General features: G+C 65.6%; 16 protein-coding genes. 3 read left to right on the top strand and 13 right to left on the bottom strand.

The genetic code is table 11. The features are described 5' to 3' along the window. Positions 1-36: 36 nt before the first annotated feature. The 4 genes from serA to JI743_RS06360 all read right to left on the bottom strand — a co-directional run bounded on the left by serA (position 37) and on the right by JI743_RS06360 (position 3906). Entirely contained in the window at positions 37-1623 is a 1587-nt protein-coding gene (gene serA / locus JI743_RS06375; protein WP_201927008.1) for a phosphoglycerate dehydrogenase, read from the bottom strand. A gap of 106 nt (positions 1624-1729) precedes the next feature. Continuing rightward, positions 1730-2857: a phosphoserine transaminase gene (locus JI743_RS06370; RefSeq protein WP_201927005.1), complete on the bottom strand. Its 1128-nt coding sequence runs from the start codon at positions 2855-2857 to the stop codon at positions 1730-1732. Between the two features lie 117 nt (positions 2858-2974). Continuing rightward, a complete protein-coding gene (locus tag JI743_RS06365) occupies positions 2975-3292 on the bottom strand; it encodes a PepSY domain-containing protein (protein WP_201927004.1) in 318 nt (105 codons plus the stop codon). Beyond that, a complete protein-coding gene (locus JI743_RS06360) occupies positions 3289-3906 on the bottom strand; it encodes a protein-methionine-sulfoxide reductase heme-binding subunit MsrQ (RefSeq protein WP_201927002.1) in 618 nt (205 codons plus the stop codon). The genes JI743_RS06365 and JI743_RS06360 overlap by 4 nt, the downstream gene beginning before the upstream one ends. 139 nt (positions 3907-4045) lie before the next feature. Here JI743_RS06360 and JI743_RS06355 point away from each other — a divergent pair, with 139 nt between their 5' ends. Both JI743_RS06355 and JI743_RS06350 read left to right on the top strand, forming a co-directional pair. Next, entirely contained in the window at positions 4046-4741 is a 696-nt protein-coding gene (locus JI743_RS06355) for an extensin-like domain-containing protein (RefSeq protein ID WP_201927000.1), read from the top strand. 48 nt (positions 4742-4789) lie between these two features. After that, complete coding sequence (locus JI743_RS06350) at positions 4790-5659, top strand: LOG family protein (RefSeq protein ID WP_201926998.1); 870 nt, start codon at positions 4790-4792, stop codon at positions 5657-5659. A gap of 40 nt (positions 5660-5699) precedes the next feature. Here JI743_RS06350 and JI743_RS06345 read toward each other — a convergent pair whose 3' ends face one another. After that, positions 5700-6095 carry a c-type cytochrome gene (locus tag JI743_RS06345; RefSeq protein ID WP_236659701.1) on the bottom strand — a complete coding sequence of 132 codons (396 nt, stop codon included), beginning with the start codon at positions 6093-6095 and terminating at the stop codon, positions 5700-5702. 32 nt (positions 6096-6127) lie between these two features. Next, positions 6128-6760 carry a c-type cytochrome gene (locus JI743_RS06340; RefSeq protein WP_201926994.1) on the bottom strand — a complete coding sequence of 211 codons (633 nt, stop codon included), beginning with the start codon at positions 6758-6760 and terminating at the stop codon, positions 6128-6130. 169 nt (positions 6761-6929) lie between these two features. On the opposite strand from JI743_RS06340, the gene JI743_RS06335 reads away from it, so the two are divergent. Then, a complete protein-coding gene (locus JI743_RS06335) occupies positions 6930-7820 on the top strand; it encodes a prephenate dehydratase (RefSeq protein ID WP_201926992.1) in 891 nt (296 codons plus the stop codon). Between the two features lie 9 nt (positions 7821-7829). On the opposite strand, the gene JI743_RS06330 is transcribed toward JI743_RS06335, so the two are convergent. The 7 genes from JI743_RS06330 to JI743_RS06300 form a co-directional block, all read right to left on the bottom strand. Continuing rightward, positions 7830-8504 carry a CDP-alcohol phosphatidyltransferase family protein gene (locus JI743_RS06330; protein WP_201926990.1) on the bottom strand — a complete coding sequence of 225 codons (675 nt, stop codon included), beginning with the start codon at positions 8502-8504 and terminating at the stop codon, positions 7830-7832. Positions 8505-8623: 119 nt separating this feature from the next. Beyond that, positions 8624-9115, bottom strand: coding sequence for a hypothetical protein (locus JI743_RS06325; protein WP_201926988.1), 492 nt, complete (start codon positions 9113-9115; stop codon positions 8624-8626). Then, the gene (gene polA / locus JI743_RS06320) at positions 9112-11916 is read right to left on the bottom strand and encodes a DNA polymerase I (RefSeq protein WP_201926986.1); all 2805 of its coding nucleotides are present in this window, start codon (positions 11914-11916) and stop codon (positions 9112-9114) included. Before polA ends, JI743_RS06325 begins: the two co-directional genes overlap by 4 nt. Positions 11917-12002: 86 nt before the next feature. Beyond that, positions 12003-12455: a CHRD domain-containing protein gene (locus tag JI743_RS06315; RefSeq protein ID WP_201926983.1), complete on the bottom strand. Its 453-nt coding sequence runs from the start codon at positions 12453-12455 to the stop codon at positions 12003-12005. A gap of 117 nt (positions 12456-12572) precedes the next feature. Then, positions 12573-13058 (bottom strand): AAC(3)-I family aminoglycoside N-acetyltransferase, encoded by a 486-nt coding sequence (locus JI743_RS06310; RefSeq protein WP_201926981.1) that lies wholly within the window; start codon positions 13056-13058, stop codon positions 12573-12575. Between the two features lie 55 nt (positions 13059-13113). Beyond that, complete coding sequence (gene purT / locus JI743_RS06305; protein WP_201926979.1) at positions 13114-14292, bottom strand: formate-dependent phosphoribosylglycinamide formyltransferase; 1179 nt, start codon at positions 14290-14292, stop codon at positions 13114-13116. After that, a complete protein-coding gene (locus JI743_RS06300; protein WP_201926977.1) occupies positions 14289-14786 on the bottom strand; it encodes a GFA family protein in 498 nt (165 codons plus the stop codon). Before JI743_RS06300 ends, purT begins: the two co-directional genes overlap by 4 nt.

The following is a 14786-nucleotide window of genomic DNA, read 5'->3' as shown; positions in this document are numbered from 1 at the left end:
GAAAGCCCCTCCCCTGAAGGGGAGGGCGTAGCTGCGTCAGAACTTCAACCCCTTCACCGTCTTCACGCCGGGGAGCTGGCAGATCTGCCACAGCAGCGGCTCGGGCATGGCCGAGTCGATCGAGAGCAGCAGGATCGCCTCGCCGCCCGCTTCGCGGCGGCCGAGGTGGAAGGTGCCGATGTTGAGCCCGGCATCGCCCAGCGTCGACCCAATGCGGCCGATGAACCCCGGTGCGTCCTCGTTGACGATATAGAGCATGTCGCCGTCGAGGTCGGCCTCGACCTTGATGCCGAACATTTCGACGAGGCGCGGGTCGCCGTTGCTGAACAGGGTGCCCGCGACCGACCGGTCGCCCTGGCTCGTCGCGACGGTGACGCGGACGAGCGTGTGATAGTCGCCCTCGCGATCGTGACGCACTTCGCGCACGTCGAGCCCGCGTTCGCGCGCGAGATGCGGCGCGTTGACCATGTTCACGCTGTCCGAATAGCGGCGCATCAGCCCGGTGAGCACGGCAGCGGTAATCGGCTTCATGTTGAGTTCGGCCGCAGCGCCCTCGACCTCGATCGAGATGGTGGTGAGATTGTCGTGCGCGAGCTGGCCGACGAGGCTGCCGAGCTTTTCGGCAAGCTCCATATAGGGGCGCAGCTTCGGGGCTTCCTCGGCCGACAGGCTGGGGACGTTGAGCGCGTTGGTGATGCCGCCGGTCAGCAGATAGTCCGAAATCTGCTCGGCGACCTGAATCGCGACATTGACCTGCGCCTCGTCGGTCGACGCGCCGAGGTGCGGCGTGCAGATGAAGTTGGGCGCGCTGAACAGCGGGTGGTCGGCCGGCGGCGGCTCGACCGCGAAGACGTCGAGCGCGGCGCCCGCGACATGACCGCTTTCGAGCGCGTCCTTCAGCGCTTCCTCGTCGATCAGGCCGCCGCGCGCGCAGTTGATGATGCGCACGCCCTTCTTGGTCCTCGCGAGATTTTCGCGCGACAGCACGTTGCGCGTCTGGTCGGTGAGCGGCGTGTGCAAGGTGATGAAGTCGGCGCGCGCGAGCAAGGTGTCGAGATCGGCCTTTTCAACGCCCAGCTCGATCGCGCGCTCGGGCGTGAGGAAGGGGTCAAAGGCGACGACCTTCATTTTGAGGCCCAGCGCGCGTTCGGCGACGATGCTGCCGATATTGCCGCAGCCGATCAGGCCGAGCGTCTTCTGCGTCAGTTCGACACCCATGAAGTCGTTCTTCGGCCATTTCCCTTCCTGGGTGCGGGTGTTGGCTTCGGGGATCTGGCGCGCGAGCGCGAACATCATCGCGACCGCATGTTCGGCGGTGGTGATGCTGTTGCCGAAGGGCGTGTTCATCACGACGACGCCCTTGGCCGATGCGGCGGGGATGTCGATGTTGTCGACGCCGATGCCGGCGCGCCCGACAACTTTCAGGTTCGTCGCGGCGGCGAGGACGTCGGCGGTCACTTTGGTGGCCGAGCGGATGGCGAGGCCGTCATAATCGCCGATGATCGCGATCAGCTCGTCCTTGGTCTTGCCGGTGATCTCGTCGACCTGGATGCCGCGTTCCTTGAAGATCGCGGCGGCCTTGGGATCCATCTTGTCGCTGATGAGAACTTTGGGTTGGGTCATTTCGATATTCCTTTTACCTCGTCATTCCCGCGAAAGCGGGAACCCAGTGTGGGATCAGCCCAGGCACGCTCTGGGTCCCCGCTTTCGCGGGGATGACGAAAAAATGTTAGGCGGTGAGCGTTTCGTAGGCCCAGTCGAGCCACGGGCCGAGCGCTTCGATATCGGCGGTGTCGACGGTCGCGCCGCACCAGATGCGCAGCCCCGGGGGGGCGTCGCGATAGCCCGCGATGTCGAAGGCAGCGCCTTCGGCTTCGAGCAACCCCGCAAACTTCTTGATGAAGTCGGCATCGGCGCCCGCGACCGACAGGCAGACCGAGGTCTTCGAGCGGATTGCCGGATCGGCGGCGAGGTGGCTGAGCCAGTCGCGTTCCGCGACGATCGTGTCGAGCGCGGCGGCGTTGGCATCGCTGCGCGCCTTCAGCCCGTCGAGCCCGCCGACCGATTTCGCCCATTCGAGCGCGAAGATCGCGTCCTCGACCGCGAGCATCGACGGGGTGTTGATCGTCTCGCCCTTGAACACGCCCTCGACCAGCTTGCCGCCCTTGGTCAGGCGGAAGACTTTGGGGAGCGGCCAGGCGGGAGTGTGGCTTTCGAGCCGTTCGACCGCGCGCGGGCCGAGGATCAAGACGCCGTGGCCGCCTTCGCCGCCCAGCACTTTCTGCCAGCTGAAGGTCGCGACGTCGATCTTGTCCCACGGCAGGTCGTAAGCGAACACGGCGCTGGTCGCGTCGGCAAAGCTCAGCCCTTCGCGGTCGTCGGCGATCCAGTCGCCATCGGGAACGCGAACGCCGCTTGTGGTGCCGTTCCAGGTGAAGAGTACGTCGTTCGACCAGTCGACCTGAGCAAGGTCGGGAAGCTGGCCATAGTCGGCGCGCAGGATCGTCGGTTCGAGCTTGAGCTGCTTGGCGGCATCGGTGACCCAACCTTCACCGAAGCTTTCCCACGCAAGCGTCGTCACGGCGCGCTGCCCAAGCATCGTCCACATCGCCATTTCAAAGGCGCCGGTGTCCGAACCGGGCACGATACCGATGCGGTGCGTGTCGGGAAGCTGGAGCAGCTCGCGCATCAGGTCGATGCAATATGCGAGTCGCGACTTGCCGATCTTCGCGCGATGCGAACGGCCCAGCGAGTCGGTCGAAAGTTTTTCGGGGGTCCAGCCCGGCGGCTTGGCGCAGGGACCGGAAGAAAAAGTGGGGCGCGCAGGGCGCACCTGCGGCGTCGTTACGTCAGTCATCAGTCTCTCCTTGCAGAGAGCTCGCGCGGCGTTGGGACCGCGTGGCCCGGCGCCGCGTTTAAGGACGGCGCCGGGTTTGTCAAATGATTTGGGTCCTGACCCTGGCGGCGCGCCGCCTCAATAACCCTTGGCGCGGAAGAGCACCTGGCCGCGGCGCGCGACATAGAGCTTTTCGAAGGTGACGGGGTGGAAATAGGCTTCGACCCGGTCGCCTTCGGGGGTGGTGCCATAAACTTCGTAGCAGCCGCCATCGACCTTTAACTTGCGGACCTGCCAGCCGTCCTTGGTCAATTTCGATTCGAGCGCTTCGCGGCTCTTCCAGCCCGATTGCGGGCCGGCATCGCACTTGATCGCGCCGGTGGCGTGCGCGGGCGCCGACAGGCCCGCGGTGGCGGCGACGGCAAGCGCGAGCGCGGCGAGGGGGAGTTTGGTCATGGTCGGATTCCTTTCGGGGTTCGAGGGGGAGCGTCAACAGATTGGAGGCGCCGCGCCGCAAGGGCAAGCCAGACGAGGGCGAGCGGTGCGAAATGCGCGAGCGCCCCTGCAAGGCCATTGTGGACCCACCACCAGTGGAGGAGGGTGAGGAGCGCGGCGGGATAGGCGAGGCGCTGCAGCCGTTTCCACGCCGCTCCGAGCGCGCGCATCGCGGCATTGTTGCTCGTGCAGGCGAGCGGCAGCATCAGCGCGAGCGCGACCCATCCCGTCCAGATGCCCGGCGCGCCGATTTCGGCGAGCATGTCATCGAGATTGCCCATGTCGATCACGTAAAAGACGAGGTGCGCGAGCGCGTAGAGAAAGGCCGAAACGCCGAGCGCGCGGCGCCGGCGCAGCAGCCAGCCGAGCCAGCGGCGGGCGCCAAGCACGCCGGTCAGCGGGCCGATCAGCATCGCTGCGATCATCAGCCGCGCGCTCGTCTCGCCGGTCGGGTGGAGCATGTCCATCGTATCGATCGCGCCATCGAGCCATCCGGCGAGCATCAAGGCACCCGGAATCGCCAGCAGGAGCCAGAAAAAGGGCAGGCTGTTGAGCAGGGATCGCAGTTTTGCCACCGGCGTGGGATAGGGGAAAGCGGTCGCGATGGTCAATCAAAATGATAATCGTTCGCAACAAGGTCCGGGGCGTTAGCAATTGGTTAACGATAGTTCTTTAGATTTCGGGTCCATGTCCGGTGTCCGTTTCCCTCGTCCGATGCGCCCAGGCGCGGCCTTGCGGATTGTGCTGGTCGCCGCCCTTGCCGTCAGCCTGTCCGGCTGTATCGGCGGCAACGTGCCCGGCGACCGCCGTGCGCAAACGGGGTCGGGGCCGTCGACTGCAAAAGACCCGAAACTTTCGACAGTGCCTGCCTTTTCGACCCCCGAGGCGCGGCAGTGTGCGGTCGACCTCGAGCGGGCGGGGGTACGCTTCACGCCGCTCGCGAACCAGGATTTCGGCGGTGGGTGCAGCGCGATCGATTCGGTCAAGCTGCTCGACATCGGCACGCCGACGAGCAATCTCGGCCCGATGACCTGTCCGCTCGCGCGCAATTTCGCGGCGTGGGCGCAACATGCGGTGCGCCCCGCTGCGCGGCTCCATCTCGGCAGCGACGTGGTGAAGATCGAAACCTTCGGCACCTATAGCTGCCGCAACATCTATGGCGGCCGTTCGGGGCGCCTGTCGCAGCACGCCTATTCGAACGCGGTCGATGTTTCGGGATTTGTGCTCGCCGACGGGCGTCGCATCATGCTCGACGGCGGCTGGAACGGCGACCGCGCGTCGCAGCAATTCCTGCGTGCGTTGCACAAATCGGCGTGTCGCCGCTTCGGCACCGTGCTCGGCCCCGACTATAATGCCGCGCACTACAACCATTTTCATTTCGACATGAGCGGCAACGGCTATTGCCGCTGAGGCGGGGCCGTCTTGGCAAAGTCACGCGGACCGGCTAGCCGCGAGGGAATGACAAAAGACAAGCAACCCCATCGCTCGCGTTTCCACAAGGCCAAGGATGACGCGCAGTTCGCCCAGCAGGCGACGACCACCCCGCAGACCGCGAGCGAGGCATATAAGCTCGCCTTCCAGGATACCGACTTCCTGCTGCGCGAAGATTTGCGCCCGGTGCGCTTCCAGCTCGAGCTGCTCAAGCCCGAATTGCTGCTCGACGAGGCGGGAATCGAATCGACGCTCGTCATCTATGGCTCGGCGCGCATTCCCGAACCCGAGGTGGCCGACGGTCTGGAAGCCGCAGCGACCGACGACGTCCAGCGCAACATCGCGCGCCGCCTGAAGGCGAAGGCCAAATATTATGACGAGGCGCGCGCGCTCGCGCGGATCGCAAGCCAGGTGCCGTGCGACGAGGACGGTTGCCGTCATTTCGTTGTCTGCTCGGGCGGCGGTCCGTCGATCATGGAGGCGGCGAACCGCGGTGCGACCGACGAGGGGCGCGATTCGATCGGGCTCAACATCGTGCTGCCGCACGAACAGGCGCCGAACCGCTATGTCACCCCCGATCTCAGCTTTCAGTTCCACTATTTCGCGCTGCGCAAGATGCACTTCCTGCTCCGCGCGCGCGCGGTCGCGGTGTTCCCGGGCGGCTTCGGGACGTTCGACGAGATGTTCGAGCTGCTGACGCTGATCCAGACGGGCAAGATCAAGCCGATCCCGATCGTGCTGTTCGGCAAGGAATTCTGGCATCGCGTCGTCAATTTCGACGCGCTGGTCGAGGAAGGCGTGATCAGCGCCCGCGACCTCGACCTCTTTACCTTCGTCGAGACGGCGGCCGAGGCGTGGGCGATTATCGAGGAATTCTACGCGCAGGTTGAATCCTGACGCGCATCCTCCCTGTCGCGTAGCGATGGGGAGGACCGGTTTATTGCGACTGTTCTTCCAGATACAGGATCAGCGCTTCGCGATCTGCCGGATCGATGACGCCCGCGAACGCCATGCGCGTGCCGGGGAGCGCCTTCATCGGCGCTTCGAGATAGGTGTCGAGCGCGGGCTTGTCCCAGACCCCGCCCTTTGCCTTCATCGCGCCTGAATAGGAGAAGCCGGGGTGCGATGCGACCGTCCGGCCGACGATGCCGTGAAGATTGGGGCCGATGCCGCTGGCGCCGCCCTTGTCGATCGTGTGGCAGGCGACGCAGCGCTTGAAGACCTGCTCGCCCATCGCCGCGGTCGGCTCTACCGCGGGCGCAGCGCTTTCGGAGGCGGACGGCGCGTCGCCCGGTGCAGGGCCGTCGGCCTTGCCGCATCCGGCAAGGGCCATTGCGCCCGCCAGAACGACGGACGCGGGGCGCATTATTTCGCGGCTTCTGCCGGTGCCGCTTCGGTCGCTTCGCCTTCGGCGGGGGCGGCGCCTTCGGCCACCACGCCATCCTCTGCCGCGGCTTCACCTTCGGCCTGCACGGCTTCGGGAGCGGGGAGGGGCAGGTTCGAACCCATATTGTTCATGTAAACGATCAGGTTCGCGCGATCCTCGGCGCTCGACAGGCCGGCGAAAGACATTTTGGTGCCGGGCGCATATTTGCGCGGGCTTGCGAGCCACTCGTCCATCGCTTCAAACGTCCAGTTGCCCGGGACCGACTTCAAGGCATCCGAATAGGCGAAGCCTGCGACATGGCCGTGCGCCTTGCCGAGCGCACCATAGAGGTTGGGGCCGATGCCGTTGGCGCCGCCTGCGTCGATCGTGTGGCATGCCGCGCATTTCGCGAACACCGTCTCGCCCTTCGCCGGATCGGCGGCGGCGAGAAGGTTGGCGAGCGGAACGGCGGATTCGCCGCCACCGGCGCCCGCATCGGCGTCCTCGATCGGATAGCCGGGCTTTTCGGGGGCATGGGTCGCCGACAACATGCCGGTGCCGATCGTCAGGCCCAGCGCGCAAATGCCGGCGAACAATATCCAGCCGGCAATAGTGTTGTTGCGATTGTCCATGCTCTGCAGCCCCGTTCGATAGCCCCGGCGCGGGGCGCTTGCTGTGAATTTGGACGCTCCCTTACTGGCGCGCGGACGGCGGCGCAAGGGGATGAAATCGGCGAACGGGCCGGTTGCGCGTCGGCGGACCTCCCGCTATGCGCCGCGGCTCTGGCGCGGAAAGGCAGTCATGGGCAGTTATTCGGCATCGGCACAGCATCTGGTGGACGCGATGAAGGCGGCGGCGCTCGCCAATCCGGCGCGCGGCCTCGCGTTCCAGGGTGCCCCCGGCGCGAACAGCGACCTTGCGGCGCGCGAATATGACCCCAATTCGCTGCCGCTGCCCTGCTATTCGTTCGACGATGCGATCGATGCAGTGCGCGACGGCCGCGTCGACCGCGCGATCATCCCGATCGAGAACAGCCTGCACGGCCGCGTCGCCGACATCCATTTCCTGCTTCCCGAATCGGGGCTGCACATCGTTGGCGAGCATTTCCTGCCGATCCGCTACGGGCTGATGAGCCGCGACCTCGGGCCGGTGACGCGTGCGATGAGCCACGAGCAAGCGCTCGGCCAGTGCCGGCAGTGGCTGCGCGCGAACAATATCTCGCCCGTTGCGCACAGTGACACGGCGGGCGCTGCGGCATGGGTTGCCGATAGCGACGAGGTGGGGCTCGCTGCGCTTGCGCCGCCGCACGCGGCGGAACTCTATGGGCTGACGCTGCACGGCACCGGAATGGAAGATGCCGATTATAACATGACGCGCTTCGTCGTCCTCGCGCGCGAGCCGCTTTCCGACGTGTCGGCGATTGCCGCCCCGATGACGACCTTTGTCTTCGAGGTGAAGAATGTCCCCGCCGCGCTCTACAAGGCACTCGGCGGTTTTGCGACCAACGGCGTCAATATGACCAAGCTGGAAAGCTATCAGGTCGGCGGCAGCTTTGCGGCGACCAAATTCTATGCCGACATCGTCGGCGCGCCCGGCGACGAGCGGATCGACAATGCGCTCGACGAGCTGCAGTTCCAGACCAAATCGCTACGGTTGCTCGGCAGCTATGCGCAGGCGCGTCCGCGGCCCTGAACGACGAGGCTAGTCGCCGCGGCGACGCAGCATCCGCGCGGTTGTCGATGTCTGGACGACGAACAGCGTGACGAGGATGCTCGCAACGACGAGCGCGAACAGGTCGAACACCGAAAAATTGGTTCCGGCAACGTCCGCGGCGCCGATCACGGGCATGAGCGCGGTCATCGCCATCAGCATCAGTCGCAGTTCGGTCGGCCCGCCTGCCATGTAGGACAGACGAAATTCGCCGAGGATCTTCGCCGAAATGAAGGTGTGGATCGACAGCAGGAAATAGCCGATCACGGCCATCAGGGCGACGTCGAGCCGCATATAGGGGCTCATGCCGATCGCGCTGATCATCAGAAAGGTCGCGATCGCATCGACGCTATGATCGACGAAATAGCCGTAATTCGGCCGTTCGATGCCGCGCCAGCGCGCCAGGCTGCCGTCGAGCGAATCGCCGAACCAGTTGACGATATAGCCGACAAGCGAGAGGCCCAGCCACTCGCTGTCGACCCAGCTGAGCAGGTAGCCCGCGGCGACGAGCACCGCGCCCGCGAAGCCGAGCGCGGTGAGTTGGTCGGGCGTCACCCACGCGGGCAGCCGCGCGCAGAGCCAGTTGAGCAGGCGGCGCTCGCTGCGCGCGAGGATATTCTGCTGGATGCGGACCGGCGCCTTGGCGACGGGTTCGAACTTGCTCATGCCGACCCTTTGTTGCCGCCTGTCACAAAAGCGCCAGCCGGATGTCATCGCACCGTAATAGGGGCAATGTCAGCTATGCGAAAGGGCGGTGCGTTCGCTGCACCGCGCGTGTGCGGCGCTCAGTCGCGCCAGGGGCCGATTTCGCCGACTTCGCCGATAGTACGATATTGCACGCCGTCGCCCATCCATGCGACCTCCCACATCGGCGCCGGGCGCGCCCATTCGCCGATCACGAACAGCGGGATGCGGTTGCGCGCGACGAAGGCGAGGTCGTCGGGCGTCGGGCCTGGGACGATGGTTTCGGATTTCTGGTGGAGGCGGACGATCGCGATCGTGCCTGCGGGCGGCGGCGGAAGCGATTCGCGCGCGGGGAAGCCGAAACTTGCCGCGACCACCGGAAACCCCTTGTCGTCGCGCGCGAGCAGCAACAGCTTGTCGGCGGTGCCATAGGGGCCGCCAACGGGGCGCCCGACGACCTTGCGCCCCGCAACGGCCGCGAATTCGCGAATGTCGGCATCGGCAACGGGTGCGACGGCAGCGGGCGGCGCTTCGGCGGGCGCGTCAGCGGGGGCGGCGAGTTGCGCCGCGAGGACCAGCAGGGCGGCGATCAATGCGCGTCGCCCCAGCTCTTGCCCGCGCCGATATCGATGTCGAGCGGGACGCTGAGTTTCAGCACCGGCTCGGCCGCTCCCGCCATCACGCCGCGAATGACTTCCTTCGCGGGTTCCGCGAGGGCTTCGGGCGCCTCGAACACCAGTTCGTCATGGACCTGAAGCAGCATTTTGACGTCGGCGAGCCCCGCGGCGGCGAGCGCGGCGGGCATGCGCGCCATCGCGCGCTTGATGAGGTCGGCGCTCGTGCCCTGGATCGGCGCGTTGATCGCGGCGCGCTCGCTGCCCTGCCGCTCATTCTGGTTCGCGGCCTTGATCCGCGGGAACCAGGTTTTGCGACCGAACAAGGTTTCGGTATAGCCGCGCTCGCGCGCGCCCTCCAGCGTGTCGCGGATATAGTCGGAGATGCCGGGGAAGCGCTCGAAATAGCGGCTGATCAGCGCCTGCGCCTCGTCGGGGGTAATTTCGAGGCGGCCCGCGAGGCCCCAGCGCGAAATGCCGTAGAGGATCGAGAAATTGACCGTTTTTGCCTTGGCACGCGTGTCGCGATTGACCTCGCCGAACAATTCGATCGCGGTCGCGGCGTGAATGTCCTGCCCCTGCGCAAAGGCTTCCTTGAGTTCGGGAACGTCGGCCATATGCGCGGCGAGGCGCAGCTCGATCTGGCTATAGTCGGCGGCGAGCAGCAAGTGGCCGGGCGCGGCGACAAAGGCGTCGCGGATCTGGCGCCCGACCTCGGTGCGGATCGGGATATTCTGAAGATTGGGGTCGGTCGACGACAGCCGCCCGGTCTGCGCGCCGACGAGGCTGTAGCTGGTGTGGACGCGGCCCGTGCTTGCATTGATCTGCGCCTGGAGCGCGTCGGTATAGGTCGATTTGAGCTTCGAAAGCTGGCGCCATTCGAGGATGAGCCGCGCGATCGGCACGCCGTCGCGTTCGAGCCGTTCGAGCTCGTTCTGGTCGGTCGACCAGTCGCCCGACTTGCCCTTGCGCCCGCCCTTCAGCCCCAGTTTGTCGAACAATATTTCGCCGAGCTGCTTGGGGCTGCCGATGGTGAAGGGCTGGCCGGCCTCCTTGTGGATTTCGGCTTCGATGCGCTGCATTTCGGTGGCGAATTCGCCCGACAGCCGCGCCAGATAGTCGCGGTCGACCATGACGCCCGCGCGTTCCATCGATTCGACCACCGCGACGAGCGGGCGGTCGACCATTTCATATACGCGCGTCCCGCCTTCGAGCGGCAGGCGGAGCTTGAGCAGATTCCAGAGGCGCAGCGCGACGTCGGCGTCCTCGGCGGCATATTCGGTCGCGCGGTCCAGCGGTACTTCGGCAAAGCTGATCTGCGACTTGCCGGTGCCGCACATTTCCTTGAACGTCAGGCAGACATGGTCGAGGTGGAGCCTGGCAAGCTCGTCGAGGCCGTGGCCATGCTTGCCCGCATCGAGCGCGAAGCTCATGACGAGCGTGTCGTCATAGGGCGCGATCGCGATCCCATGCTGCGCGAGCACGCCGATGTCATATTTGAGGTTGTGGCCGACCTTGAGCACCGCCTCGTCGGCGAACAGGTCGCGCAGACGGTCGAGCGCCGCATCGAAATCGACCTGATCGGGGCGTTCGGCGAACATATCGGTCCCGCCATGGCCAAGCGGGACATAGCAGGCGCGCCCCGGCGCCGTCGCGAGGCTGACCCCGACGAGGCGGCCCGTGACGCTGTCGAGGCTTGCGGTTTCGGTATCGACCGCGACGACATGCGCGGCGCGCGCTTCGGCGATCCAGCGGTCGAGCGCGTCGAGCGTCGTGACGCATTCATAGGCCGCGCGGTCGATTTCCGGCATTGCAGGCAGGGCAGGCGTCGAAGGCGCCTCGGCTGCCGCCGCCGATGTCGCCTTCGGCAGCGTCGGCGGGCCGCCGGGCGACGCGCCATTGTCGAGCTTGGCCGAGAGCGAGCGGAAGCCATGCTCGTCGAGGAAGACCTTGAGCGGCGCGGGCGGGATCGCGCCAAGCTTCAACGCGTCGAGCGCGTCGGGGAGCGGGCAGTCGCGCTTCAGGTCGACGAGGATGCGCGACAGCCGCGCCATGTCGGCATGTTCGATCAGATTGTCGCGCAGCTTCGACGGCTTCATCGTCTCGGCGCCGGCGAGCGCCTTTTCGAGGTCGCCATATTCGACGATCAGCTTGGTCGCGGTCTTGGGCCCGACGCCGCGGACGCCGGGGACATTGTCGACGCTGTCGCCCATCAGCGCCAATATGTCGCCGACCAGTTCGGGGCCGACGCCGAACTTTTCGTGGACCGCCTCGACGCCGAGGCGGACATTCTTCATCGTGTCGAGCATGTCGACGCGCGGGCCTTCGTCGGGCTCGCGGACGAGCTGCATCAAATCCTTGTCGCTGCTGACGATGGTGACGTCCCAACCCTCGCGCACCGCCGCCTCGGTGTAGCTTGCGATGAGGTCGTCGGCCTCGAAATTCTCCATCTCGATGCACGGCAGCGAAAAGGCGCGCGTCGCGTGGCGGATCAGCGGGAATTGCGGAACGAGGTCCTCGGGCGGGTCGGGCCGGTTCGCCTTATACTGGTCGTAAATCTCGTTGCGGAACGACTGGCTCGAATGATCGAGGATGACGGCGAGGTGCGTCGGTCCGTCGGCCTCGTGCAGATCCTTCGCGAGCTTCCACAGCATCGTCGTATAGCCGTAAACCGCGCCGACGGGGACGCCCTGCGGGTTAGTCAGCGGTGGCAGGCGGTGATAGGCGCGGAAGATGTAGCTGGAGCCATCGACCAGATAGAGATGATTCTTGTCCGACATGGCGCGCGGTGTAGCAGGGGTGTCGCAGCCACGCGAGCGTCGATGGAGGCGCGCGGCGAAGTCCTTTCATCGCCGCGCGCCGGATATCAGTAACGGTTGCCGAGCTGGCCCCGTATCGCGCCGTCGGGATAGGCGGCGGTGTGGATGTTCACATAATAGTTGGAAAAATCGCGCTCGATCGAATCTTCGAGCCATTCGGAACGACCCTTGCAGCCTTTCCAGGCGCCTTCGTTCGATTTGGTGAGCGGGAGAACGACGGGGCCATTGGTCCCGGCACGCCCGCGGTGAATATGCATGCCGGTGATCGTGTCGATGTTACGAATATCCTTCACGTCATAGCAAATCTGGTTGAATTCGTCCGACACGCTAATCTCTGCCGTGGCCGAACCGTCGGGATCGCCGGGGCCGACCTCTTGCGCGCCGGTCAGATTGGTGCGGTGGGTTTCGGCAAGCGCTTCGGCAGTCCCTTCTTCGAGGGTTGCGCAGCCCGCGAGCATCGTGACCGCAAGCAGATGTGCGGCCCAAAAATTCTTGTCCATCACTCGTCTCCCAAGGATATGCAAAGCCCCAGACGGGCATGCGGATTGAACCCTTGAAGGAAGGCGGGGTTCCGCCGTCGCGCGCGGACCTCGATGCCGCTCTGGCGGGCGCGAGGCTTATTCGCGTCCTGTCGATCGCGCGCGCGGCTTCAGATCGAAGTGCATCACGTCTTCGCGGACGCCAAGCTTGGTATAGAGCGCCACCGCTGGATCGTCGCCGTAATCGGCCTGTACAAAGACCGCCCAGGCGCCCGTATCCGCGGCGATATATTGTAGTTCCTCGATCAGCCGTGTCGCAATTCCGCGGCGGCGATGGTCCTCGGCGACCGCAAGGTCGTAGAGATAGATTTCGTTGCGCGCCGCCTCGAGCTTGGGGAGTTCATAGGCGGTGAGGCCGCCGACGACCCGGCCTTTCGTTTCCGCCACCAGCAGGATGATCGCATCCCTGGCCAACTGGCGTGTCAGCCACGCGTTGTCCGGCGTGTCGCGGCGGTAGGTTTCATGGTCCTCAAAGGCCGCGGCGTAAAGGGCGTTGAGGTCGCGCATTGTGGCAACATCGTCGGGGCCAAGGCGTCGGATCCGCAGATCGGGGGAGGCTATCATGCCGCGGTATTTACGGGAAGAAATCGGGCAGGGCGAGCATGTGGAGCAAGGCCCGCTATGGATATTCGATCCGCAGCCTCGCCGCAGCCGCGACCGCCGCCGCGCGGGCGTCGTCGGTCGTGCCATCGGCTACCCGGGTCAATGTGACCCCCATGCGGCGCCAGGGGCGCGTTACGGGCTTGCCGAAGATGCGCGCATCGACGGATGTCTTGGCATTCGGCGGCACAAGCGCGTCCGCGAGGCCTGCGATTGAGAAACTCTCCGCATCGCGGTCGGCGAGCAGCACCGCGCTCGCGCTGGCGTGCGGGACGGCGACGTCGGGAATCGGCAGGCCGAGGATCGCGCGCGCGTGAAGGTCGAACTCCGACAATTGCTGCGAGATCAAAGTCACCATCCCCGTGTCGTGCGGCCGCGGTGAGAGTTCGGAGAAGATGACGGCATCGCCCTTCACGAAAAATTCGACGCCGAAAATGCCGTGCCCGCCGAGCGCGTCGACGACCTTGGCCGCCATATCCTGCGCGGCCTTGAGCGCCGCCGCCGACATCGCGGCGGGTTGCCAGCTTTCGCGATAATCGCCGCGTTCCTGCCGGTGGCCGATCGGCGGGCAGAAGGACACGCCGTCCTTGTGCCGCACGGTCAGCAGCGTGATTTCATAGTCGAAGTCGATGAAGGCCTCGGCAATCACGCGCAGCCGGTCGCCGCGCATCCCGGCGGCGGCATAGTCCCACGCCGCGTCGATGCCCGCGGCGTCATTGACCGTGCTCTGCCCCTTGCCCGACGAAGACATGACGGGCTTCACGACGAGCGGAAAGCCGATGCGCGTCGCCGCGGCCGCGAGCTCGTCGCGGCTGGTTGCATATTCGAAGGTCGAGGTGACGAGGCCAAGCTCGCTTGCGGCAAGATCGCGGATTGCGTCGCGGTTCATCGTGAGCTGCGCCGCGCGCGCCGACGGGACGACGTGAAAGCCCCCGGCCTCGACCTCGGCCAATATCTCGGTTCGGATCGCCTCGATCTCGGGGACGATATGATCGGGGCGATGCTTTTCGATCGCGGCGCGCAGCGCGTCGCCGTCGAGCATCGAAAACACCTCGGCCGCGTCGGCAACCTGCATTGCGGGTGCGCCCGCATAGCTGTCGCAGGCGACGACATGGCAACCGAGCCTTTTCGCCGAAATCACGAACTCGCGCCCCAGCTCGCCCGAGCCGAGGAGGAGGATTTTTGCGGTCGGGGTCATTCGGGCCAGTTTTCCGTATCGTGGTCGGGATGCTGGTGGTTCGACGCCGCGATTGCGCCGACATAATCGGCCATCACCTCTTCGGTCGTCCCTTCCTGATGCAAGGACGGCAGCGTATCGAACCACGGCATCCGCGCCTCGACCCCGAACTGATATTTGGGGGTGAAGCGCGCGGGTTCGTCGAACGAGCCGGTGGTCAGATTGAGATGCTTCGACGCGAGATAGTCGTAATAGAGCGGCGTCCCGCAATCGCGGCAGAAACCGCGCGCGACCTGGTCCGAACTGTTGAACGAGGCCGGCTCCCCGCGCGTCCAGACGATCGCGTCGCGAGGAATGCCGACGAGCGCGGCAAAGAAATTGCCCGCCGCTTTCTGGCACATGCGGCAATGGCAAATGTGCGACGTGTCGAGCATCGCGGAGACATGATAGCGGACCGCGCCGCATTGGCAGCCGCCGGAGGCGTCGGTTTCAATTCGCTCGAGCTTTTCCGGCAT

Origin of the sequence: Sphingopyxis jiangsuensis (assembly GCF_016734905.1) — a bacterium.
Classification (GTDB): Bacteria; Pseudomonadota; Alphaproteobacteria; order Sphingomonadales; family Sphingomonadaceae; genus Sphingopyxis; species Sphingopyxis jiangsuensis.
This window is presented reverse-complemented; position numbering and strand designations above follow the sequence as displayed.

Bases quoted from the DNA above. Each gene is read 5' to 3' on its own strand.
- JI743_RS06370 (WP_201927005.1), bottom strand. From the start codon at position 2,857: ATGACTGACGTAACGACGCCGCAGGTGCGCCCTGCGCGCCCCACTTTT.
- JI743_RS06315 (WP_201926983.1), bottom strand. From the start codon at position 12,455: ATGGACAAGAATTTTTGGGCCGCACATCTGCTTGCGGTCACGATGCTC.
- JI743_RS06330 (WP_201926990.1), bottom strand. From the start codon at position 8,504: ATGAGCAAGTTCGAACCCGTCGCCAAGGCGCCGGTCCGCATCCAGCAG.
- JI743_RS06365 (WP_201927004.1), bottom strand. From the start codon at position 3,292: ATGACCAAACTCCCCCTCGCCGCGCTCGCGCTTGCCGTCGCCGCCACC.
- JI743_RS06350 (WP_201926998.1), top strand. From the start codon at position 4,790: ATGACAAAAGACAAGCAACCCCATCGCTCGCGTTTCCACAAGGCCAAG.
- JI743_RS06335 (WP_201926992.1), top strand. From the start codon at position 6,930: ATGGGCAGTTATTCGGCATCGGCACAGCATCTGGTGGACGCGATGAAG.
- JI743_RS06340 (WP_201926994.1), bottom strand. From the start codon at position 6,760: ATGGACAATCGCAACAACACTATTGCCGGCTGGATATTGTTCGCCGGC.
- serA (WP_201927008.1), bottom strand. From the start codon at position 1,623: ATGACCCAACCCAAAGTTCTCATCAGCGACAAGATGGATCCCAAGGCC.
- JI743_RS06300 (WP_201926977.1), bottom strand. From the start codon at position 14,786: ATGCCGGAAAAGCTCGAGCGAATTGAAACCGACGCCTCCGGCGGCTGC.
- JI743_RS06345 (WP_236659701.1), bottom strand. From the start codon at position 6,095: ATGGCCCTTGCCGGATGCGGCAAGGCCGACGGCCCTGCACCGGGCGAC.
- purT (WP_201926979.1), bottom strand. From the start codon at position 14,292: ATGACCCCGACCGCAAAAATCCTCCTCCTCGGCTCGGGCGAGCTGGGG.
- polA (WP_201926986.1), bottom strand. From the start codon at position 11,916: ATGTCGGACAAGAATCATCTCTATCTGGTCGATGGCTCCAGCTACATC.
- JI743_RS06355 (WP_201927000.1), top strand. From the start codon at position 4,046: ATGCGCCCAGGCGCGGCCTTGCGGATTGTGCTGGTCGCCGCCCTTGCC.
- JI743_RS06310 (WP_201926981.1), bottom strand. From the start codon at position 13,058: ATGATAGCCTCCCCCGATCTGCGGATCCGACGCCTTGGCCCCGACGAT.